Origin of the sequence: Stenotrophomonas sp. 1337, from assembly GCF_031455455.1 — a bacterium.
In the GTDB taxonomy this organism is placed as follows: Bacteria; Pseudomonadota; Gammaproteobacteria; order Xanthomonadales; family Xanthomonadaceae; genus Stenotrophomonas; species Stenotrophomonas indicatrix.
The window spans coordinates 336,320-357,386 of sequence record NZ_JAVDSR010000001.1; the positions used below are offsets into that span (position 1 = coordinate 336,320).

The window sequence follows — 21,067 nt, forward strand, 5'->3', positions numbered from 1 at the left end:
GGGGCAGGGTGAAAACCCGCCCTTGATTGATCCAGATCAACCCCGTCGTTGCTGCTGCACGGCCTAATGGCTGCATGACGACGGGTTACAACTTGAAAGCAGTACCCACGTCATTCCACAGCCTTGGAGCCATGTATGACCGTCGGTAGCGATCCTGTTGTCCGCAGCACTGCCAGTCCCGGTCGCGTCATCAGCGACTGGACGCCGGAAGATCCCGGCTATTGGGAGCGCACCGGCAAGCGGGTCGCCACCCGCAACCTGGTCATCTCCATTCCCTCGCTGCTGCTGGCGTTCTCGGTCTGGGTACTGTTCTCGGCGGTGACCATCAGCCTGCCGAAGATCGGCTTCGGCTTCAGCACCGATCAGTTGTTCTGGCTGGTGGCACTGCCCAGCCTGTCCGGCGCGACGCTGCGCATCTTCTATTCGTTCGTGATTCCGATCTTTGGCGGACGCCGCTGGACGGCGCTGTCCACTGCGTCGCTGCTGGCACCGACGATCTGGCTGGGCTTTGCGGTGCAGAACCCGGCCACGCCGTACTGGGTGTTCGTGGTGATCGCGATCCTGTGCGGCTTTGGCGGGGCGAACTTCTCCTCGTCGATGTCCAACATCTCCTTCTTCTATCCCAAGCAGAAGCAGGGCCTGGCGCTGGGCCTGAATGCCGGCCTGGGCAATGTCGGGGTGTCGGTGGCCCAGGCGGTGATTCCGCTGGTGATCACGGTGGGCGTATTCGGTGCCCTCGGTGGTGCGCCGCAGCCGGTGGTGGAGGGCGGTGCACCGCTGTACCTGCAGAATGCCGGCTTCATCTGGGTGCCGGCCATTGCGATCTGCGCCGTGGCGGCCTGGTTCGGCATGAATGACCTGACCAGCGCGCGTTCCTCGTTCGCCGAGCAGGCGGTGATCTTCCGCCGCAAGCACAACTGGCTGATGTGCTGGTTGTACATCGGCACCTTCGGTTCCTACATCGGCTTCTCTGCTGGCTTCCCGATGCTGGTGAAGAGCCAGTTCCCCGCCGTGAACCCCCTGGCCTACGCCTTCATCGGCCCGTTGCTGGGTGCGCTGATGCGCTCGGTGGGCGGCAGCATGGCCGACCGCTGGGGTGGTGCGCGGCTGACGTTCTGGGTGTTCGCGCTGATGATCGCAGCGGTGTTCGGCGTGCTGCATTTCCTGCCCAGCGATGGCCAGGGCGGCAACTTCTACGGCTTCCTCTTCAGCTTCATGGCGCTGTTCGTGCTCAGTGGCATCGGCAACGGCACCACCTTCCGCATGATCCCGGTGATCTTCCGCACGCTGCATGAGCGCCTGTCGGCAGGGGCCAACGCTGAAGGCAAGGCCGCGTCGGCGCACCAGGCCAGCATCGAGTCGGCTGCGGTGGTGGGCTTCTCTGGTGCGATCGGTGCCTACGGCGGCTTCTTCATTCCCAAGAGCTATGGCTCTTCGATCACGTTGACCGGCAGCCCCGATATGGCGCTGTACGGGTTCGTCGTTTTCTATGTCACCTGCCTGGCCGTGACCTGGTGGTGGTACTACCGGCGCGGCGCTGAGACGCCCTGCTGACATGAAAACGCACCGCAGCCAGATGACACACACAGCCACGATGCAGATGTCCGCAAAGGGAGACCCCCGATGAGTTATTTTCTTGATCGCTTGCAGTTCTTCAAGCGTGACCCCCAGCCCTTTGCCGATGGCCATGGGTTTGCCAAGAGCGAAGGCCGTGACTGGGAGAACAGCTACCGGCAGCGCTGGCAGTACGACAAGATCGTGCGCTCCACCCACGGGGTGAACTGCACCGGTTCGTGCAGCTGGAAGATCTACGTCAAGAACGGACTGGTCACCTGGGAAACCCAGCAGACCGACTACCCGCGCACGCGCCCGGACCTGCCCAACCACGAGCCGCGTGGCTGCCCGCGTGGCGCCAGCTATTCCTGGTACCTGTACAGCGCCAACCGCCTGAAGTATCCGCTGATCCGCGGCACGCTGCTGCGCCTGTGGCGCGAAGCACGCAGGACCCAGGGGCCGGTGGATGCCTGGGCCAGCATCGTGGAGGACAAGGAAAAGGCGCGCTCGTACAAGACCCGGCGCGGCATGGGCGGTTTCGTGCGGCTGAACTGGGAAGAAGCCAACGAGATCATCGCGGCTTCCAATCTGTACACCGTGAAGCAGTATGGGCCGGACCGCGTGGTCGGTTTCTCGCCGATTCCGGCGATGTCGATGGTGTCCTACGCCGCCGGCGCGCGTTATCTGTCGCTGCTGGGCGGCGCCTGCCTGTCCTTCTACGACTGGTACTGCGATCTGCCGCCGGCCTCGCCGCAGATCTGGGGCGAGCAGACCGACGTTCCCGAATCGGCCGACTGGTACAACAGCCGCTACATCATCGCCTGGGGCTCGAACGTACCGCAGACGCGCACGCCGGATGCGCACTTCTTCACCGAGGCCCGCTACAACGGCACCAAGACGGTTTCGATCTGCCCGGACTATTCCGAGCTGGCCAAGCTGACCGATCATTGGCTGCACCCCAAGCAGGGCACCGACGCCGCGTTGGCGTTCGCCTTCGGCCACGTGATCCTGCGCGAGTTCCATGTGGATTCGCCGTCGCAGTACTTCCAGGACTACTGCCGCCAGTACTCGGACATGCCGATGCTGGTGCGCCTGGAGCGCCGCGCCGATGGCCGCCTGGTGGCCGGCCGTTTCCTGCGTGCCAGTGAGCTGGGAGGGTTGGGCGAAGCCAACAACCCGGACTGGAAGACCCTCGCTTACGACGAGACCAGTGGCCAGATCGTGGTGCCGAACGGTTCGATCGGTTTCCGCTGGGGCGAGAAGGGGCGCTGGAACATCGAGGAGAAGGCCAGCAACGGTGCGGAGACGCGCCTGCGCCTGAGCCTGTCCGAGGCCAACGATGGCATCGAGGCGGTCAGCTTCCCGTATTTCGGTGGCATCGAGAGTGACGGCTGGACCGCCGCCCCGGCCGAGGAAGTACTGGACCGCAACATTCCGGTACGTCGCCTGGCGCTGGATGATGGCAGCCAGACGCTGGTGGCGACGGTGTATGACCTGCTGCTTGCGCAGTACGGCGTGGACCGCGGTTTCGGCGGCGCCAATGTCGCCAGGAGCTTCGATGAGAACGTGCCGGGCACGCCCGCCTGGCAGGAACGCATCACCGGCGTGTCGCGCGGGGAAGTGATCGAGATCGCCCGCGAGTTCGCGCGTACCGCCGACAAGACCCATGGCCGCTCGATGATCATCGTCGGTGCCGGCATGAACCACTGGTTCCACAACGACATGAACTACCGCGGCCTGATCAACATGCTGATCATGTGCGGTTGCGTGGGCCAGACCGGCGGCGGCTGGGCGCACTACGTGGGCCAGGAAAAGCTGCGCCCGCAGACCGGCTGGCAGCCGCTGGCGTTCGGCCTGGACTGGAGCAAGCCGCCGCGCCATATGAACGGTACGTCGTTCTTCTACTTCAACACCGGGCAGTGGCGTTACGAGAAGCTGCAGGTGGACGAACTGCTGTCACCGCTGGCCGACGCCAGCAAGTACAGCGGGAGCCTGGCCGACCTGAACCTGCGCGCGGTGCGCATGGGCTGGCTGCCAAGTGCGCCGCAGCTGGACCGCAACCCACTTCAGCTGGTGCGCGAAGCCGAAGCGGCGGGCGTGGCACCTGCCGACTACGCACTGGGCAAGTTCAAGGACGGTTCGCTGGACTTCGCCTTCGCCGACCCGGATGCCAGCCAGAACCACCCGCGGATGATGTTCATCTGGCGCTCGAACCTGCTGGGCTCTTCGGGCAAGGGCCATGAGTACATGCTGCGGCACCTGCTGGGGACCCGCCACGGCCTGCAGGGCAAGGACCTGGGCGAGATGGGCGCAGTGAAGCCGGAGGAGGTGAAGTGGCGCGACGAGGCGCCGGAAGGCAAGCTGGATCTGCTGGTGACGCTGGACTTCCGCATGTGCACCACCGCGCTGTACTCGGACATCGTGCTGCCCACCGCCACCTGGTACGAGAAGGACGATCTCAATACCTCGGACATGCACCCGTTCATCCACCCGCTGTCGAAGGCGGTGGACCCGGCGTGGGAATCGCGCAGTGACTGGGACATCTTCAAGGAGGTGGCGCGCACCGTGAGCGAGATGGCGCCCGGCGTGCTGGGCGTGGAGAAGGACCTGGTGCTGGTGCCGACCCTGCACGACACCCCCAATGAGCTGGGCATGCCGTTCGGCGTGGCCGACTGGAAGAAGGGCGAGTGCGAGGCCATCCCCGGCCAGACCATGCCGTCGATGACGGTGGTGGAGCGCGATTACCCGAACCTGTATCGCAAGTTCACCTCGCTGGGCCCGTTGCTGGACAAGCACGGCAATGGCGGCAAGGGCATGAACTGGGATACGAAGCATGAGGTGGAATTCCTCGGCAAGTTGAACCATACCGTGCGCGAGGAGGGGGTCAGCCAGGGCCGGCCGGCCATCTCGACGGCGATCGACGCGGCCGAAGTGATCCTGCACCTGGCCCCGGAAACCAACGGCCATGTGGCAGTGAAGGCGTGGGAGTCGCTGGGCGGCTTCACCGGCCGCGAGCACACCCATCTGGCGGAGGGCAAGGAGCACGAGGCGATCCGCTTCCGTGACATCCAGGCGCAGCCGCGCAAGATCATCTCTTCGCCGATCTGGTCCGGGCTGGAAGACGACAACGTCAGCTACAACGCGGGCTACACCAATGTGCACGAGTTGATTCCGTGGCGCACGGTGACCGGCCGCCAGCAGTTCTACCAGGACCACGAGTGGATGATCGACTTCGGCGAGGCCTTCATGAGCTACCGGCCACCGGTCAATACCCGCACCATCGAGCCGCTGCTCAACCAGCGTTCGAACGGCAACAAGGAGATCGTGCTGAACTGGATCACCCCGCACCAGAAGTGGGGCATCCACAGCACCTACAGCGACAACCTGATCATGCAGACGCTGTCGCGCGGTGGCCCGATCGTGTGGCTCAGCGAGGACGACGCGCGCAGTGCCGGCATCGTCGACAACGACTGGATCGAGCTGTTCAACGTCAACGGTGCGATCGCCGCGCGAGCGGTGGTCAGCCAGCGGGTGATGCCGGGCATGGCGATGATGTACCACGCCCAGGAACGCATCATCAACGTGCCGGGTTCGGAGATCTCCGGCACCCGCGGCGGCATCCACAACTCGGTGACCCGCATCGTGCTCAAGCCGACCCACATGATCGGTGGCTACGCGCAGCTTGCCTACGGTTTCAACTACTACGGCACCTGCGGTACCAATCGCGACGAGTTCGTGATCGTGCGCAAGATGGACAAGGTGGATTGGCTGGACGATGAACAGCCCGCTGGTGCCTCGGCATCGGCCAGCAAGGAGGTAGTGTGATGAAGGTCCGTGCACAGATCGCGATGGTATTGAACCTGGACAAGTGCATCGGCTGCCACACCTGCTCGATCACCTGCAAGAACGTGTGGACCTCGCGCGAGGGCGTCGAGTACGCCTGGTTCAACAACGTGGAAACCAAGCCGGGCATCGGCTACCCGAAGGAATGGGAAAACCAGGAGAAGTGGAATGGTGGCTGGGTGCGCACCGGCAGCGGCAAGCTGGTGCCGCGCGCCGGTGGTCGCTGGCGGATGCTGGCCAAGATCTTCGCCAACCCGGACCTGCCGCAGATCGACGACTACTACGAGCCGTTCGATTTCGACTACCAGAACCTGCACACCGCCAAGGACAGCCAGCACCAGCCGACCGCGAGGCCGCGCTCGCTGATCAGTGGCGAGCGCATGCAGAAGATCGAATGGGGCCCGAACTGGGAGGAGATCCTGGGCTCGGAATTCAGCAAGCGCTCGCGCGACTACAACTTCAATGAAGTGCAGAAGGAGATCTACGGCGCCTTCGAAAAGACCTTCATGATGTACCTGCCGCGCCTGTGCGAGCACTGCCTGAACCCGGCGTGCGTGTCGGCGTGCCCGTCGGGCGCGATCTACAAGCGCGAGGAAGATGGCATCGTGCTGATCGACCAGGACAAGTGCCGCGGCTGGCGCATGTGCGTGTCGGCGTGCCCATACAAGAAGATCTATTACAACTGGAAGAGCGGCAAGTCGGAGAAGTGCATCTTCTGCTACCCGCGCATCGAGATGGGCGAGCCGACGGTATGTTCGGAAACCTGTGTCGGCCGCATCCGCTACCTGGGCGTGATGCTGTACGACGCCGACCGCATTGCCGAGGCCGCGTCGGTAGCTGCCGAAAAGGATCTGTACCAGGCCCACCTGGATATTTTCCTGGACCCGCATGATCCGGCGGTGATTGCTGCTGCGCGCGCCGAAGGCATTCCGGACAGCTGGCTGGAATCGGCCAAGCAGTCGCCGGTGTACAAGCTGGCGATCGACTGGAAGCTGGCGCTGCCGCTGCACCCGGAGTACCGCACGCTGCCGATGGTCTGGTACGTACCGCCGCTGTCACCGATCCAGTCGGCGGCCGAGCGGGGCCGCATCGGCATGAGTGGCGAGCTGCCGGACGTGGCCTCGCTGCGCATTCCGGTGCGCTACCTGGCCAACATGCTGACTGCCGGTGACGAGGCGCCGGTGGTGCGTGCGCTGGAACGCCTGATGGCGATGCGCGCCTGGCGCCGGGCCAAGAACGTGGACGGCGTGGAAGACACGGCGGTGCTGGACCAGACCGGGCTGACCGTGGCACAGGTTGAAGAGATGTACCGCTACCTGGCCATTGCCAACTACGAGGACCGTTTCGTGATTCCGACCGCACACCGCGAGTACGCCAACGATGCCTTCGGCGAGCGCGGCGGCTGCGGTTTCACATTCGGCAACGGCTGCAACGGCGACAGCCCGGCCGACCTGTTCGGGCAGCGCAAGAGCACCAGCTTCGTGGTGAACAACGGCCCGAACCACCGCCGCAAGGAGGTGGTGTGATGAGCGTACTGAAGCTGGTGGGGGTGCTGCTGGACTACCCCCGCGACGAACTGTGGCAGCACGGCGAGGAACTGCTGGCGGCGTGCGATGAGGCGGCACTGACACCGGCGCGGCGCAGGCAGCTGCGTGGTTTCGTACAGCAGTTGCTGGACAGCGATCCGTTGGATGCGCAGGCCGCCTGGCTGGCGACCTTCGACCGCGGCCGCTCGATGAGCCTGCTGCTGTTTGAACACATTCACGGCGAATCGCGTGACCGTGGCCAGGCCATGGTGGACCTGGTGGAGACCTACCGCCGCAACGGCTTCGAACTGGATGCCCGTGAGCTGCCGGACTACCTGCCGCTGCTGCTGGAGTTCCTGGCCCACCAGCCGGAGACCGAAGCGCGCGAGTGGCTGCACCATATCGGCCACATCGCCGGGATGCTGGCCGCGCGCGCCACCGAGCGTGAGCTGCCGCACGTGCCGCTGCTGGAGATCCTGGTGGAAGCTGGTGACGGCAAGGTCAACCTGGAGGCGCTGCGGCAACGCGCCAGTGAGGAACCCCGCGACGATACGGCCGAGGCGATGGACCGGTTGTGGGAAGAGGAAGCGGTGCGTTTCGGTGCCGAAGCGCCCGCTGAAGACTGCAAGCCACCGACGCGCTCGCCGGCCCGTCCTGTGCATCGTGAGGTCCAGCCATGAACTACTACCTGCATCAATTCGCCTTCCAGTACTACCCGTACATTGCCGTGGCGGTGCTGCTGATCGGCAGCTGGGCGCGCTATGACAAGGCCATGTACACCTGGCGCACCGGTTCCAGCCAGATGCTGTCGGACAAGGGCATGCGGATCGGCAGCAACTGCTTCCACATCGGTATCCTGGCCATCCTTGGCGGCCATCTGGTCGGCCTGCTGACCCCGCACGCGGTGTATGAGCACTTCATCACCTCCTCGCAGAAGCAGATGCTGGCGATGGTGGTGGGCGGCGTGTTCGGTGCGCTGTGCTTCATCGGCATCAGCATCCTGCTGGTGCGTCGCCTGACCAATGCCCGCGTGCGCGCCACCGGCAGCTTCGGTGACACCCTGGTGCTGGTGCTGCTGTTCGCCCAGCTCTGTCTTGGCCTGTACAGCATCCGCGTATCGTCCGGGCATCTGGACGGTGGGGTGATGGTGCAGCTGGCCGAATGGGCGCAGCACATCGTGACCTTCCGTGCCGGTGCTGCTGACTACATCGAGGGCGTCAGCTGGGTCTACAAGATGCATATCTTCCTGGGCCTGACCCTGTTCCTGATCGCGCCCTTCACGCGGCTGGTGCATGTGTGGAGCATTCCGGTCAGCTATCTGTGGCGGCCGTACCAGGTGGTGCGCCGTCGCCAGGCGGCGCTGCGCTACGGGCCGCGGGAGTAAGCCATGGGCAACCTGCCGAAGTTCCTGCCGATCACCGTGATCGATTCCGCCCAAGCGGTTCCGGCCGAGGCCCACCAGCACCAGCATGACGGGGCAGGGGAGGGGCCGCGCTCGCTCGGGCAACCGGCACCGTGCCGGTTGTTCGTGGAGGACACGGCGATAAGCGAGGCCGACATCGCCCGCGAGATGCAGCACCATCGGGCACTGCGCCCGGAACAGTCGCGTGCCGAGGCGGCGCGCGCACTGGTGGTGCGTGAACTGCTGCGGTTGGAAGCGCAGCGCCTGGGCCTGCTGGCGCCGGCAGGCGGCCGGGTCAGCGATGAGGAAGTGCTGATCCAGCAACTGCTGGAAGACGCGATCGAAGACCGCGTGCCGACCGACGAGGACTGCCAACGCTACTTCGAGCAGAACCCGGAGCGATTCCGCTCACCGGATCGGGTACGGCTGCGCCATATCCTGCTGGCCGCGCCGGCCGATGATGTGGCCGGGCGGCTGGCCGCACGCACCGAGGGCGAGCGTCTGGCCAATGAACTGAAAGCAGCGCCGCACCTGTTCGCCGACTTCGCCCTGCGCCATTCGCGCTGCCCGTCCAGCAGTGACGGCGGTGACCTGGGCTGGCTGCAGCGTGGGCAGACCACGCCGGAGTTCGATCGCCAGGTGTTCCGCCTGCGCGAGGGCCTGGCTGGCTTCCCGGTGGAATCACGCTGGGGCTACCACGTGGTCAGCATCGATGGGCGCGAGGAGGGGCAGCCGCTGCCGTTCGACGCAGTGCTGCCACAGATCCGGGACTACCTGGAGCTGCAGGTGCGCCAACGCGAGGTGCAGGCGTACCTGCTGCAGCTGCAGGAGCGCTACCCGGTGCGCGGACTGGATGAGATCGAAGCCGAAGCCGAGGTCGGCTGACCCACTCTTGAGGAAGGAGATTGCATGAACCAGGCCCTTGCCCCCGCCAGTGCCGGGCAGCAGCAGCGTGCGCTGTGGCTGAGCACATTCGCCTTCACCGTGTGCTTTGCGGTGTGGATGATCTTTTCCATCATCGGTATCCAGATCAGCGAGCAGCTGGGATTGACCGACACCCAGTTCGGCCTGCTGATCGCCACCCCGGTGCTGACCGGCTCGGTCAGCCGCGTGTTCCTCGGCATATGGTCCGACCAGTTCGGCGGCCGCAAGGTGATGGTGCTGGTGATGCTGTGCGGCGCAGTGGCTACCTGGATGCTGACCTATGCCCACACCTACCCCCAGTTCCTGTTCGCCGCGCTGTGCGTGGGTATTGCCGGTGGCAACTTTTCGGTGGGCGTGGCCTATGTGTCCAGGTTCTTCCCGGCCAGCAGGCAGGGCACCGCCCTGGGCATCTTCGGCGCCGGCAACATCGGCTCGGCGGTGACCAAGCTGCTGGCGCCTTTGGTGATGGTGGCCGCGGGCTGGACCATGGTGGCCAAGGTGTGGGCGGTCGCGCTGGCGGTCACCGCCGTGCTGTTCTTCCTGTTCAGCAAGGAAGACCCGTCGCTGGAACAGCGCCGCCGTGACGGGGTGAAGCCGGTGCCGTTCTCCGAGCAGATGGCTCCGCTGAGGAACCTGCAGGTGTGGCGGTTCTCGTTGTACTACTTCTTCGTGTTTGGTGGTTTTGTGGCACTGGCGTTGTGGCTGCCGCATTACCTGGTGGGGGCGTACGGCATGGACGTCGGCACCGCCGGCATGCTGGCAGCCTGCTATTCGATTCCGGCCAGCCTGTTCCGCGTGGTGGGCGGTTGGATGTCCGACAGGATGGGGGCGCGCCGGGTGATGTACTGGACATTCAGTGTGTCGGCCATCTGCACCTTCCTGCTGGCCTACCCCGATACCGAGTACGTGGTGAAGGGCATCCATGGCCCGATCCACTTCCACCTGGCCATCGGCGTGGTGATGTTCACCGTGCTGGTGTTCGTATTGGGCTTCTTCATGTCGCTGGGCAAGGCTGCGGTCTACAAGCACATCCCGGTGTATTACCCCAGGCACGTGGGTGCGGTGGGCGGTGTGGTGGGCATGATTGGCGGCCTGGGTGGCTTCATCCTGCCGATCGTGTTCGGTGCGCTGAACGATGTCCTGGGCATCTGGAGCAGCTGCTTCATGTTGCTGTTCGTGGTGGTGTCCGCTGCCCTGGCGTGGATGCACTTCGCGATCCGCCGGATGGAGCGTCGACACTTCCCGCAGATCGATCGGGAGACCGATCTGCCGGAGGCCATCGATGCGGCTGCCGCGGAACGGGCGCGCGGCACGTGAATGGCAGTGCCGGCCGCTGGCCGGCACCTCAGCGCAATACGTCACGCTTGATTTCAATCAGGGCTACGCGAAGAGGATCGCGCGAGGATGACAGCCATGAGCTTCCACGTTGATGCGAGCGAGGACACAGCGCTGCAGGCCGCATTGCTGCGGCAGCCGCGCCATGTGCTGTTTCCACCGGCCGGCCATTTCAGTGCCGGCTTCGGTGAAAGCGGCTGGCGTACTGCCGTGCAGGCCAGCAACGAGCACCTGATTCCACGTGGCCTGACGCTGGGCTTCCAGACCGGGCGCATGGGGACCGATGTGCCGGCCGAACGCTATCTCGACACATTGCTGGCCGCGTTGCGCCTGCAGGCAGATGCCTTGGCCGAAGACCGCGAGGTAGTGGCGATGGTGCTGCAGCTGGGCCTGGCCGAGGCACTGCCGCCGGTTCTGCTGGGGCAGCTGCTGGATGCGGTGCCGCAGTACCTGCGCACCGTGGCCCGGCCGCAGGTGGAGGCACGGCTGGATGCCGGCAGCGGCTTGTCGCCTGCACAACTACGTGCAGTGGGTTGCACGCGACTGAACGTGATCGACCGCGCCGATGCGCCTGGCCCGGCAGTGCTGGCGCAGGCGCGCGACGCCGGCTTCACTGCCCGCTACTACCAGCTGCGTGTGCCCGCTGCGGAGGATGCCGGATTCATCGGGCGCCTGCAGACCGTGCTGGCAGATGCGCCCGAACGCGTGCTGTTGCCGGCGCCGTGTGCGCTGCCAGAGCATCCCTCATCGGAACGCTGGCTGCAGGCATGGCGATTGCTGCGCGAGGCAGGCTATGTGGGTATCGGCGGCGACCATTACCAACGCGGGGACCTGCCGGACCCGAACGGCCCGGGTGACGGCCAGCGTCATTGCGATCTGGCAGGCGTGCCCCGCCGCGATCGCAGCGATTTCATCGGCATCGGCCTGGCGGCGTGCAGCCAGATTGGCGAGGTGTTCTGCCGGACGGAGGATGACCTGGAGCGCTGGCAGGCACGCCTGCGGGCAGGGCATGTGGGCGTGGCCGCTGGCCTGATCCTGTCGGAGGAGGAGCGGCTGGCTGCGGAGGTCGCGCAGAGCATCGCCTGCGATCATGCGCTGGATGCTGCTGCCTTCGAATGGCGCAATGATGTTCCGTTCGATGAATGCTTTGCCGAGACCCTGCCTGCACTCGCACCGCTGCTCGCGCGGGGCTGGGCGCGCTGGGACGGCCGCGTGCTTCGCCTGGCCGAGGAAGGGCGGTTGCTGTGGCGTATGATGGCCGCATGTTTCCGGCCGGCGGCCGCCATCGCTTGAGTGCTGTCCCGATGTCTTCAACTCCGCCCTCACAGGCCCGGCCCGGCCGGACCACGCCGAATCCTGCCGCCGCCGATGATGGCGACGCGCTGCATTTCTGCAGCACCTGTGCCTTCTCCGATGCATGCATGTCGCAGGGCTATGACAAGACGGCGCTGGGCGAACTGCATGTCCTGGTCGACCACGTGGGGCCGTTCCATGCGGGTGATTACATCTTCCGTGCGGGTGAGGCCTTCGATTCCATCGCCGCTGTGCGCGCAGGCATGGTCAAGACCTTCGTCGACGACAGCCAGGGCAACGAGCAGGTGCTGGGCTTTGCTTTGCCGGGCGAGGTGATCGGGCTCAATGCGATTCACGGTTCGCGCTTCCCCTGCAATGCGGTGGCACTGGATACGGTGCACCTGTGCCGCATTTCGTTCCCCAAGCTGAGCCTGCTGGCCACCCGCATGCCAGGGCTGCAGGCCAAGCTGTTCAGCCTGCTCAGCGCGGAGATCGGCAAGGTCGCCACGCTGGCGGCCAACCACCGCACCGAGGAGCGGATGGCAGCGTTCCTGCTGGATATGTCGGCGCGTTACGCGCGGCGTGGTTTTTCCGCGACCCGCTTCAACCTGACCATGGCCCGCACCGAGATCGCCAATTATCTGCGGATGGCGCCGGAGACGGCCAGTCGCGTGCTGCGGCGGTTGAGCGATGATGGTGTGATTGCGGTGAAGCAGCGCGAAATCCTGCTGCTGCAACCCGACCGGCTGGCGGCACTGGCTGTGGCCGATGAAAACGAACCCGATTGAACCTGGCCAGGGAGCCGACGATGAAGCGATGGGCAATGGTGTTTCTGGGTCTGCTGGCCACGCTGCCTGCGTGGGCTGGTAACCTCACCGTGTCGGCGGCATCCAGCCTTACCGAAAGCTTCCGCGAGTTGGGCGCAGCCTATGAGAAGGCGAGCCCGGGCAGCAGGGTCGATTTCAACTTTGCCGCTTCCGGAGTACTGCTGCAGCAGATCGCGCGCGGCGCGCCGGTGGATGTGTTCGCTTCGGCCGATGAAGCAACGATGGACCAGGCTGCGCAGCAGAAGCTGCTGGCGGCCGGTACGCGCGAGGTCTTCGCGGTGAACGCGTTGTGGGTGGTCGTGCCGCCGCAGGCGAAGGCGCCGCCGCGCGCACTGGCCGATCTGGCGGGTGCAGGCGTGCAGCGCATCGCAGTGGGCAACCCGGACAGCGTGCCGGTGGGCCGCTACGCGCGGGGAGCGCTGCAGGCCGCCAAGCTGTGGCCGGCCGTGCAGGGCAAGGTGATCAGTACGCAGAACGTGCGGCAGTCGCTGGATTACGTTGCGCGGGGTGAGGTGGATGCGGGCTTTGTCTACGCCACCGACGCGCAGGCAATGCCTGATCGCGTGCGGCGCGCGTTCCAGGTTCCGGTTGCCGGACGCATCGCCTATCCGCTGGCGGTGGTGCAGGCCAGCACGCAGCCGGTGGAAGCCAGGCGCTTCGCGGCGTTCGTGCGCTCGGCGCAGGGCCAGGCGATCCTGCACAAGCACGGGTTCGGCAAGCCCTGACGGATGGACCTGGACTGGAGCGCACTGGGATTGTCGTTGAAGGTGGCCGGCTGGGCCACGGCGATCAATCTTGTTGCCGGCGTGGCACTTGGCGCGCTGCTGGCGCGACGGCGCTTTCCCGGTCGGGAACTGCTGGATTCGATACTGACCCTGCCGATGGTGCTGCCGCCGACGGTGCTGGGCTATTACCTGCTGGTGCTGATCGGGCGCAATGGCCCGATCGGCGCCTGGTTGCAGTCGTGGTTCGGCATCAACCTGGTGTTTACCTGGCAGGCGGCGGTGATCGCTGCTGCGGTGGCGTCGTTTCCGCTGGTGTTCAAACCGGCACGCGCTGCATTCGAGGAAGTGGACGGTCAGTTGGAGCAGGCCGCGCGCACGCTGGGCGTGTCCGAAGCGGCGGTGTTCTTCCGCATCACCCTGCCGCTGGCATGGCGCGGGATTCTGGCGGGCCTGCTGCTGGCGTTCGCACGGGCGATGGGTGAGTTCGGCGCCACGCTGATGGTGGCCGGCAGCATTCCGGGCCGCACGCAGACTTTGTCGATCGCCATCTATGAAGCGGTGCAGGCGGGGCAGGATGGCAAGGCCAATGCGCTGGTGATCCTGACGTCGGTCGTGTGCATCGTGATCCTGCTGCTGGCCGCGCGGCTGGTGGGCGGGCGCCGTCGGGAGCTGCGCGATGTGGCTTGACCTGCAGGTGCAGCGGCGATTGCAGGCGTCCGGCCAGACGTTCGAGCTGGACGTTGCGCTGCAGTGCACGCAGCGGCAGGTGGTGCTGTTCGGGCCTTCCGGTGCCGGCAAGAGCCTGACGCTGAAAGCGGTGGCCGGCCTGCTGCGCCCGGAGCATGGGCATGTGCGCCTGCACGGGCAGACACTGTTCGATGCGGGAGCGGGGGTCGATCTGCCACCGCAGCGTCGTCGACTGGGTTACGTGTTCCAGGACTACGCGCTGTTTCCGCACCTGAGCGTGCGCCAGAACGTTGCGTTCGGGCTGCAGCGGGGCTGGTTGAATCCACCGCGCGGCACCCGTATCGAGGCAGTGGAGCAGTGGCTGCAGGCATTCCGGATCGAGCACGTGGCGGATCTGCTGCCGTCGCAGGTATCTGGCGGACAGCGCCAGCGCACGGCGTTGGCGCGTGCACTGGTGACCCGGCCGCAGGCGTTGCTGCTGGACGAACCGTTCGCAGCGCTCGACCACGACCTGCGCCAGCACCTTCGCCAGGAGCTGGAAGCCGTGCTGGATGAAACCGGTATTCCACTGCTGCTGATCAGCCACGACCCGCAGGATGTGGCGGTGTTCGGCCAGCAGGTGGCGCGTGTGGTGGACGGGCGCATCGTCGGTGGATGACGCGCGGCGGTCGTACCGGGCCATATCCTGGCGCGCCGTGTATCCACGCGGGTAGTGCCGGCCGCTGGCCGGCAGCGTCGTAGGGACGGTTCAATACAGCTCGCAGTGGGTGCGGCCCTCACCGCGCAGGGCATCCCAATGGCCTTCGCCGCCGATCGCGTCGATGGCTTCGCGCATCGCACTTTCCAGGTGGCTCTTGTTGCCACACAGGTAGATGTGGCCGCCACGGGCCAGCACTTCCCGCATCTGCGTGGCCTGCTGCTGCAACACATGCTGCACATAGACCTTCTGCGCAGCATCGCGCGAGAACGCGGTGTGCAGGCTGGCCAGTACGCCACGCGCCTGCCAGTCCTGCAGCTGCTCGCGGTACAGGAAGTCATGCTCGCGGTGCTTCTCGCCGAACACCAGATGGACCTCCCGCGCATCGCCGGTTGCCTGCAGTTCCTGCATCAGGCCCATCAGCGGCGCGATGCCGGTACCGGTGCCCACCAGCAGCAGAGGTGCGTTGCCGCCTTCGGGCAGGTGGAAGCCCGGATTGGAGCGGCAGTACACGCGCGCCGTGTCGCCGCCGTGCAGCAGGCTGCCGGTGGCGGTGCCGAAGCGTTCGCGGCCACGCAGGGTGTAGCGCACTTCGCGCACGCACAGGCTCAGCTGGTCATCGCGCGGATGCGAGGCAATCGAGTAGGCGCGCGGCAGGCAGGGTGAGAGCAGCTCGCGCAATCGCGCCAGCGGAACCGACTGCGGGGTGGCGTGGTCCTGCAGCACGTCCAGCAGGTCCAGGCCATGCAGGTAGGCGTCCAGTTCGCGTTTCTGGCTGATCTTCAGCAGGCTTTTCAGTACGTCGCTACCCCCCAGCCTGGCCAGTTCGCGCAGTACGCCCTTGCTGAGCAGGCGCAGTTCGCGGTCGCGCAACGCGTCGACGGCGCTGGAATCGCCATACCAGCTGGCCAGGGCCTGCAGCAGCGCAGGATCATTTTCTGCAACCAGATGCAGGGTGTCGCCGGCCCGGTAGGCCATGCCGCTGCCCGCGATGTCCAGCTGCAGGTGCCAGGCGGCGGGGGTGCTGTGATTCAGTCGGCGCCGTTCGACAATGCCGGCGGCGAACGCGTTGTCTTCGCCGTAAGCCGTCACCTGCAGGCGCAGATCCTGGCCGGCGGTCGCATCACCGTCCAGTACCTGGCCCAGCACCGGCCGCCACTGCTGGAAGAACTGTTCGTAGCCGAGGTCGGCGTCGACACGGTGCAGTAGTGGCTGCGCCTGACGATCACTCAACGCTGCATCCAACGCCTTGGTGAAACCGCAGAAGCTGGGGTAGCCGGTATCCCCCAGACCGAACACCGCGTAGCGCAGTCCGGGCAGGGCGGGCGCCTGTCGCAGCGACTCGAAGAAGCGCTCGCCATTGGCCGGTGGCTCGCCGTCGCCGAACGAGCTGGAGATGGCCAGCAGCACATCGCCGTGGCCGAGGCCGGCCACATCGATGTCATTGAACGGCAGGACCTGCGGTCCATGCGGCTGCAGTTCCGGGTCCGCACCCAGGCGTTGGGCCAGGGCGCGGGCGTTGCCCGACTCGGAGGCGAAACCGACCAGCAGCCGGCTGATGGGCCGGCGTGTGGGGATGGCGTTCACGCAGCCTCGTAGAAGTCGTCGAACTTTTCCTTGCTGAACTCGACCAGGTCGTAGTTCTGCATCAGGTCGTTCACCACGCGGCGGATGCTGATGTACGAGGTGATGTTGCCATCTGCGTCGAACAGCGGCTGCACGGTGGTGTCGACCACGTAGAGCACGCCGCCCTTGCCAAGGTTGGGGACGATGCCGGTCCAGGTCTTGCCGGCCTTGATGGTGTCCCACATGTCCTTGTAGACGGCCTTGGGTACGTCAGGATGGCGGACGATGCTGTGCGGCTGGCCGATCAGTTCCTCGCGCGCGAACCCGGTGAGCGTGCAGAACAGGTCGTTGGCATAGGTGATGTTGCCCTGCAGGTCGGTGGTGGAGATCACCATCACGTTCTGCATGGCGTTGAGCAGCTGGGCGTTGTCGGGGGTGTAGCTCATCGCAGGTCCTTTGGATGCCGGTGACGCCGGCGTATTGGGTTCCTGCATAGAGATACGCGCCCGTGGCGTGGGGCGGATTGATATAGGTCAAGCGTGTGCCCGGAGGGGGCTGCGACCGGCTGTCGCAGGGAGGGGCGGCGCTAGTGGGCGCTCACCCCATCACATACCGCAGCACACCCGCCGATACCACGCCGATCAGCACGGTCGGCAGCATCGACAGCCGCGTGGCCGCAAGCAACGTGATCGCCAGTGCGGCCAGATCGGCCGGCTTGTCGGCCACGAAATCCGGGGCGATCACCGAGATCAGCACGCAGCCCGGGGCGGCTTCCATCACCGTCACCGCGCGCTTGCTCAGGGTGCGGTTGCGCAGCGCGAGGAAACCGATGATGCGGGTGAGATAGGTGGCGGCGGCCATCAGGATGATGGTCAGCACCGAGGTCCAGTGGATCAGTCCGTTGAAGATCATGCGGCGTCCTCGGCCAGCAGCCACGCAGCGGCCAGACCGGCCAGCGCGCCGCTGGCGACGTACCAGGCGCCGGGCACCAGCAGGTAGGTGCCCGCTGCCACCACCAGGCTGACCAGCCATGGCCGGGCGGCGCGCATGCCTTGCCACATGCCGCGCAGCAACACCAGGAACACGGCGGGGAAGGCCATGTCGAAGCCATAGGCGTGGATGTCACCGAGCAGTGGGCCGACGATCGCCCCCAGCGCGGTGCACAGTACCCACACGGTGTACAGGCCGGCCGACACGCCGAGGTAGTAGGACAGGCTGAAGCCCAGTGCCCGACGGCGCGCATCGGCCACGCCCAGTGCCCAGCTTTCATCGCACATGAAGAACAGCGCCGGCAGCACGCGACGGCGCGGCAGGTGCTGTAGCAACGGCGCCAGGCTGGCACCCATCAGCAGATGGCGGCTGTTGACCAGTGCGGTGATCGCTACGATCAGCGCGATGTGTGGCGGCGAAGTCCACAGTTCGACCGCGGCGAATTCAGACCCACCGGCAAAGTTGAGGCCGGTCATCAGCGGCACTTCCAGCGCCGACAGGCCCTTCTGGGCGGCCTGGGCACCGAGCACCAGGGCGAAAGGAATGAAGCCGATCATCACCGGCACGGCGGCGCGCAGGCCGCGCAGGAATTCGGCGCGCGGTGCGGTGTCGCACACGGGATCAGGCAGGGGCAGGGTGGTTCGGGCGTCCATGGATCAACAACGGGTGGGGGTGGCCCATGCTAACGGTCCGATCACGCAATCGGGTTGCGTTGATGCCATTGAGTCGACGGAATGTAGAATATCATGCGGCCATCAGCCTGATGGGTGAAATGTCATGCAGTACCAGCTCGATAACCTGGATCGCCGCATCCTCGACGCCCTGCAGCGCGATGGTCGCCTGCAGAACCTGGAGCTTTCGCGACAGGTGGGGCTGTCGCCGTCCGCCTGCCTGCGCCGGGTCCGCCTGCTGGAAGAGGGCGGCTACATCGATCGCTACGTGGCCCTGCTCAACGCGGCGAGGATCGGGCGTGGGTTCACGGTGTTCGTCCGCGTGTGGCTGCGTGGCCAGGACGAAGACACCACCAACCACTTCATCAACAGCATCAAGTCCTTCCCGGAAGTGCTTGAATGCCATCTGATGGCGGGCGACTGCGACTTCCTGCTGCGGGTGGCCGTGGCCGACCTTGATGCGTACCGGCAGTTCCAGATACAGCACCTCAACCGGATCGCCGGGGTGCAGAACACCAAGACCGAAATCCCCATGCAGCGGATCAAGCAGACCACTGAACTGCCGGTCTGAACGGCCCGGCGCGTCCCCTGCGCGCCGCCGTCATCGCAATGACACGTGACGCCGCTACGGTTTGACCCGCTTGCCGGCCGTGCGCAGGTCGACCCGCCTGGTCGCACCGCGCTTCGCCGCTGCAGCTGATGTCGCTGCCGAGGGTCATGTGTTCTACGTCAGGGGGCTGAATGGACAGCATGCGATCAGACGTTGGAGGGTGGCGGCCGCCGCCGGGTTGCTGTTCGCCTTCGCTGCCGCCGCACAGGACGACATCCGCGCCTATGACATTCCCGCGCAGCCGCTGGAACAGGCGGTCGAGCGCTTCAGCGTCGTCAGCGGCTGGTCGGTGATGTATCCCGGCGACCTCGGCACGGGCCGCAGCAGCCATCCGCTGCAGGCCAGCCTGCCGCCACTGCAGGCGCTGCAGGTGGTGCTGCAGGATACGGGTGTCGAGGCCGAGCTGATCGGCGCGCAGCGCGTGGTCCTGCGCCGCGCCGCACGCGCCGCTGCCGAGGCCTCTGCGACCGGTGTGGCCAGCGAGCTCGGGCTGCGTCGCCGTTTCGGCGACCTGCAGCAGCGGCTGCGCACTGCGTTCTGTGGCGACCCTGACCTTGCACCGGGCGCCTATGCGGCGACGCTGCGCTTCCGCATTGCCAACGACGGCCAGGTGCAGGAACCCGAACTGCTTGCCGGCAGCGGCAGCACCCGCCGCGATGCGCGTCTTCTGCAGGCGATGCAGTCGCTGCGGGTGGGCGCCGATGCTGCCGCGCTGCCGCAGCCGGTGACCCTGCAGATCCGCCCTTCCAGCGCGGGCCACGACTGTGGCCGGCGCCCGCCCCAACCATGACGTCAAGGAATCGAACATGAGCAACAGCACGGCTGGGGCGGTGGACCTGATGGACCATCTGCTGGGCGCGTACGACGAACTGAAGCGCCGCCTGGTGCGCAAGCTGGGCTCGGAAGAGCTGGCCGGCGACGCGCTGCAGGACACCTGGATGCGCCTGAGCACGCGTCGCGATCGCCTGGACCCGGTACAGAACCCAGCGGCGTACCTGCTGCGCATGGCGATGAACACCGTGATCGACCGCCAGCGCGCCGACCATCGCCTGCTGAGCCTGGAAGAAGTGGATACGTTGATGGACATGGCCGATCCCGGCCCGGGGCCGGCACAGGCGGCCGAGCAGGAGATGGCGCTGGAAGACATGGTCGGCCTGCTGCAGCGGATGCCCGAGCGCCGCCGCCGGATACTGCTGGCGATCCGCGTGGACGGCCTGCAGCAGCGCGATGTGGCCGAGCACCTGGGCGTGTCGTTGCGGCTGGTGCAGCGTGAGCTGAAAGCCGCACAGGATTACCTGGCCGAACGCAGCGGGCAGGGACGGCAGGTGCGGTTCTGAGGCACGGCATCCGTCTACACTTTGACGCCGATCAGAACCCCGCAGCGTGCGGGGACGGCAAGAGCCCTCATGGACGCTGACGACCAACCGCACCGCCCGCTCGACGCCGTGGAGCGCCAGGCCCACGCGTGGGTGGTACGGTTGACCTCGGGCGAAGCCACTGCGGCCGATGCCAGGAAATTCCGCCAATGGTGCGAGGCCGATCCCGGCCATCGGCACGCCTTTGCGCGCGCGAAACGGCAATGGGAACAGGTACGCCTGGCCGGTGAGCAGCTGCCTGCCGCTGCGCGCCAGCCGCAGCCTGCAACCCCGGCACAACGCTGGAGCCGGCGCGCATTCCTGGGTGCGGCCGTGGCGGCACCTGCGAGCCTGGCCGTGGTGGCTGCGCTGCACCCGCCACTGGGCCTGTGGCCTTCGGTGACGGCGATGACCGCCGATTTCCATACCGGTACCGGCGAGCGGCTGCAGATTGCGCCGACGCCGCACCTGAAGATCGAGCTGGATACGCAGAGCAGCCTGCGCCGGCGCAGTGATGCCCAGGGTGAAGGCTTCGAGCTGGTGCAGGGACAGGCGGCGATCGAGGCCGCTGCGGGAGCGCGCCTGGCGCTGTTCGCCGGGCCGGGTTGCCTGGTGGCCGACGAGGGCGCAGCACGCCTGGATGTGCGCAATACCGATGGACAGGTGCGCGTGACCTGCCTGCGCGGCAGCGTGCGCATCGAGCATCCGCAAGGTCGCCTGCAGCTGCAGGCCGGCCAGCAGACGGTGTATGACGAGCGCCTCAGTGGCGTGGTGGCCGAAGCCGTGGCGGCCGAAGTCAGCGCGTGGACCGAAGGCATGCTGGTGTTCCGCCGCGCGCCACTGCGTGAGGTGGTGGCCGAGATCAACCGCTACCGGCGCGGCAAGGTGCTGCTGGGCGAATCCGCATTGGCGCGGGCGCCGGTCAGTGGTCGCTTCCGCATTGATGATCCGGATGCCGCACTGGAGCAGCTCGGGCAGACGCTGTCACTCGGCCTGCGTCGCTTTCCCGGTGGAATTGCCGTCTTGGGGTAAGACCCTGGCTGCGCGCGACGCGCACGCCCG

Annotated in this window: 20 protein-coding genes; 16 read left to right on the forward strand and 4 right to left on the reverse strand. The window is 66.3% G+C overall.

Going from position 1 to position 21,067, the window contains the following annotated elements:
* Positions 1 to 135 precede the first annotated feature (135 nt).
* The 12 genes from J2X70_RS01545 to J2X70_RS01600 all read left to right on the forward strand — a co-directional run bounded on the left by J2X70_RS01545 (position 136) and on the right by J2X70_RS01600 (position 14,774).
* Positions 136 to 1,554, forward strand: a complete 1,419-nt coding sequence (locus tag J2X70_RS01545; protein WP_033831277.1) for a NarK family nitrate/nitrite MFS transporter — start codon at positions 136 to 138, stop codon at positions 1,552 to 1,554.
* 69 nt (positions 1,555 to 1,623) lie between these two features.
* Positions 1,624 to 5,379 carry a nitrate reductase subunit alpha gene (locus tag J2X70_RS01550; RefSeq protein ID WP_025874346.1) on the forward strand — a complete coding sequence of 1,252 codons (3,756 nt, stop codon included), beginning with the start codon at positions 1,624 to 1,626 and terminating at the stop codon, positions 5,377 to 5,379.
* The gene (gene narH / locus J2X70_RS01555) at positions 5,379 to 6,923 is read left to right on the forward strand and encodes a nitrate reductase subunit beta (protein WP_025874347.1); all 1,545 of its coding nucleotides are present in this window, start codon (positions 5,379 to 5,381) and stop codon (positions 6,921 to 6,923) included. The genes J2X70_RS01550 and narH overlap by 1 nt, the downstream gene beginning before the upstream one ends.
* Positions 6,923 to 7,603: a nitrate reductase molybdenum cofactor assembly chaperone gene (narJ, locus tag J2X70_RS01560; protein WP_025874348.1), complete on the forward strand. Its 681-nt coding sequence runs from the start codon at positions 6,923 to 6,925 to the stop codon at positions 7,601 to 7,603. The genes narH and narJ overlap by 1 nt, the downstream gene beginning before the upstream one ends.
* Positions 7,600 to 8,307: a respiratory nitrate reductase subunit gamma gene (gene narI / locus J2X70_RS01565; protein WP_088100111.1), complete on the forward strand. Its 708-nt coding sequence runs from the start codon at positions 7,600 to 7,602 to the stop codon at positions 8,305 to 8,307. The genes narJ and narI overlap by 4 nt, the downstream gene beginning before the upstream one ends.
* A 3-nt stretch (positions 8,308 to 8,310) precedes the next feature.
* Entirely contained in the window at positions 8,311 to 9,210 is a 900-nt protein-coding gene (locus J2X70_RS01570) for a peptidylprolyl isomerase (protein WP_025874350.1), read from the forward strand.
* 24 nt (positions 9,211 to 9,234) lie between these two features.
* Positions 9,235 to 10,566: a nitrate/nitrite transporter gene (locus J2X70_RS01575; protein ID WP_025874351.1), complete on the forward strand. Its 1,332-nt coding sequence runs from the start codon at positions 9,235 to 9,237 to the stop codon at positions 10,564 to 10,566.
* Between the two features lie 96 nt (positions 10,567 to 10,662).
* A complete protein-coding gene (locus tag J2X70_RS01580) occupies positions 10,663 to 11,877 on the forward strand; it encodes a coproporphyrinogen III oxidase (RefSeq protein ID WP_099784377.1) in 1,215 nt (404 codons plus the stop codon).
* A gap of 11 nt (positions 11,878 to 11,888) precedes the next feature.
* Complete coding sequence (locus tag J2X70_RS01585; protein ID WP_033831271.1) at positions 11,889 to 12,665, forward strand: helix-turn-helix domain-containing protein; 777 nt, start codon at positions 11,889 to 11,891, stop codon at positions 12,663 to 12,665.
* Positions 12,666 to 12,685: 20 nt separating this feature from the next.
* Positions 12,686 to 13,429, forward strand: coding sequence for a molybdate ABC transporter substrate-binding protein (gene modA / locus J2X70_RS01590; protein ID WP_309908554.1), 744 nt, complete (start codon positions 12,686 to 12,688; stop codon positions 13,427 to 13,429).
* A gap of 3 nt (positions 13,430 to 13,432) precedes the next feature.
* Complete coding sequence (modB, locus tag J2X70_RS01595; protein WP_025874355.1) at positions 13,433 to 14,116, forward strand: molybdate ABC transporter permease subunit; 684 nt, start codon at positions 13,433 to 13,435, stop codon at positions 14,114 to 14,116.
* Positions 14,106 to 14,774 (forward strand): ATP-binding cassette domain-containing protein, encoded by a 669-nt coding sequence (locus tag J2X70_RS01600; protein WP_025874356.1) that lies wholly within the window; start codon positions 14,106 to 14,108, stop codon positions 14,772 to 14,774. The genes modB and J2X70_RS01600 overlap by 11 nt, the downstream gene beginning before the upstream one ends.
* 90 nt (positions 14,775 to 14,864) lie before the next feature.
* Here J2X70_RS01600 and J2X70_RS01605 read toward each other — a convergent pair whose 3' ends face one another.
* The 4 genes from J2X70_RS01605 to J2X70_RS01620 form a co-directional block, all read right to left on the reverse strand.
* Positions 14,865 to 16,400, reverse strand: a complete 1,536-nt coding sequence (locus J2X70_RS01605; RefSeq protein ID WP_309908557.1) for a sulfite reductase flavoprotein subunit alpha — start codon at positions 16,398 to 16,400, stop codon at positions 14,865 to 14,867.
* Positions 16,397 to 16,825: a PAS sensor domain-containing protein gene (locus tag J2X70_RS01610; protein WP_005409905.1), complete on the reverse strand. Its 429-nt coding sequence runs from the start codon at positions 16,823 to 16,825 to the stop codon at positions 16,397 to 16,399. Before J2X70_RS01610 ends, J2X70_RS01605 begins: the two co-directional genes overlap by 4 nt.
* A gap of 151 nt (positions 16,826 to 16,976) precedes the next feature.
* Positions 16,977 to 17,291 (reverse strand): AzlD family protein, encoded by a 315-nt coding sequence (locus J2X70_RS01615; protein WP_033831264.1) that lies wholly within the window; start codon positions 17,289 to 17,291, stop codon positions 16,977 to 16,979.
* Positions 17,288 to 18,022 carry an AzlC family ABC transporter permease gene (locus J2X70_RS01620; protein ID WP_099842655.1) on the reverse strand — a complete coding sequence of 245 codons (735 nt, stop codon included), beginning with the start codon at positions 18,020 to 18,022 and terminating at the stop codon, positions 17,288 to 17,290. Before J2X70_RS01620 ends, J2X70_RS01615 begins: the two co-directional genes overlap by 4 nt.
* A gap of 124 nt (positions 18,023 to 18,146) precedes the next feature.
* On the opposite strand from J2X70_RS01620, the gene J2X70_RS01625 reads away from it, so the two are divergent.
* The 4 genes from J2X70_RS01625 to J2X70_RS01640 all read left to right on the forward strand — a co-directional run bounded on the left by J2X70_RS01625 (position 18,147) and on the right by J2X70_RS01640 (position 21,037).
* A complete protein-coding gene (locus J2X70_RS01625) occupies positions 18,147 to 18,611 on the forward strand; it encodes an Lrp/AsnC family transcriptional regulator (protein WP_025874361.1) in 465 nt (154 codons plus the stop codon).
* Positions 18,612 to 18,759: 148 nt separating this feature from the next.
* On the forward strand, positions 18,760 to 19,440 hold the full coding sequence (locus tag J2X70_RS01630; RefSeq protein ID WP_309909052.1) for an STN domain-containing protein: 681 nt from the start codon (positions 18,760 to 18,762) through the stop codon (positions 19,438 to 19,440).
* Between the two features lie 16 nt (positions 19,441 to 19,456).
* Positions 19,457 to 19,987 carry a sigma-70 family RNA polymerase sigma factor gene (locus J2X70_RS01635; RefSeq protein ID WP_025874363.1) on the forward strand — a complete coding sequence of 177 codons (531 nt, stop codon included), beginning with the start codon at positions 19,457 to 19,459 and terminating at the stop codon, positions 19,985 to 19,987.
* A 69-nt stretch (positions 19,988 to 20,056) separates the two neighbouring features.
* The gene (locus tag J2X70_RS01640) at positions 20,057 to 21,037 is read left to right on the forward strand and encodes a DUF4880 domain-containing protein (RefSeq protein ID WP_025874364.1); all 981 of its coding nucleotides are present in this window, start codon (positions 20,057 to 20,059) and stop codon (positions 21,035 to 21,037) included.
* Positions 21,038 to 21,067 lie beyond the last annotated feature (30 nt).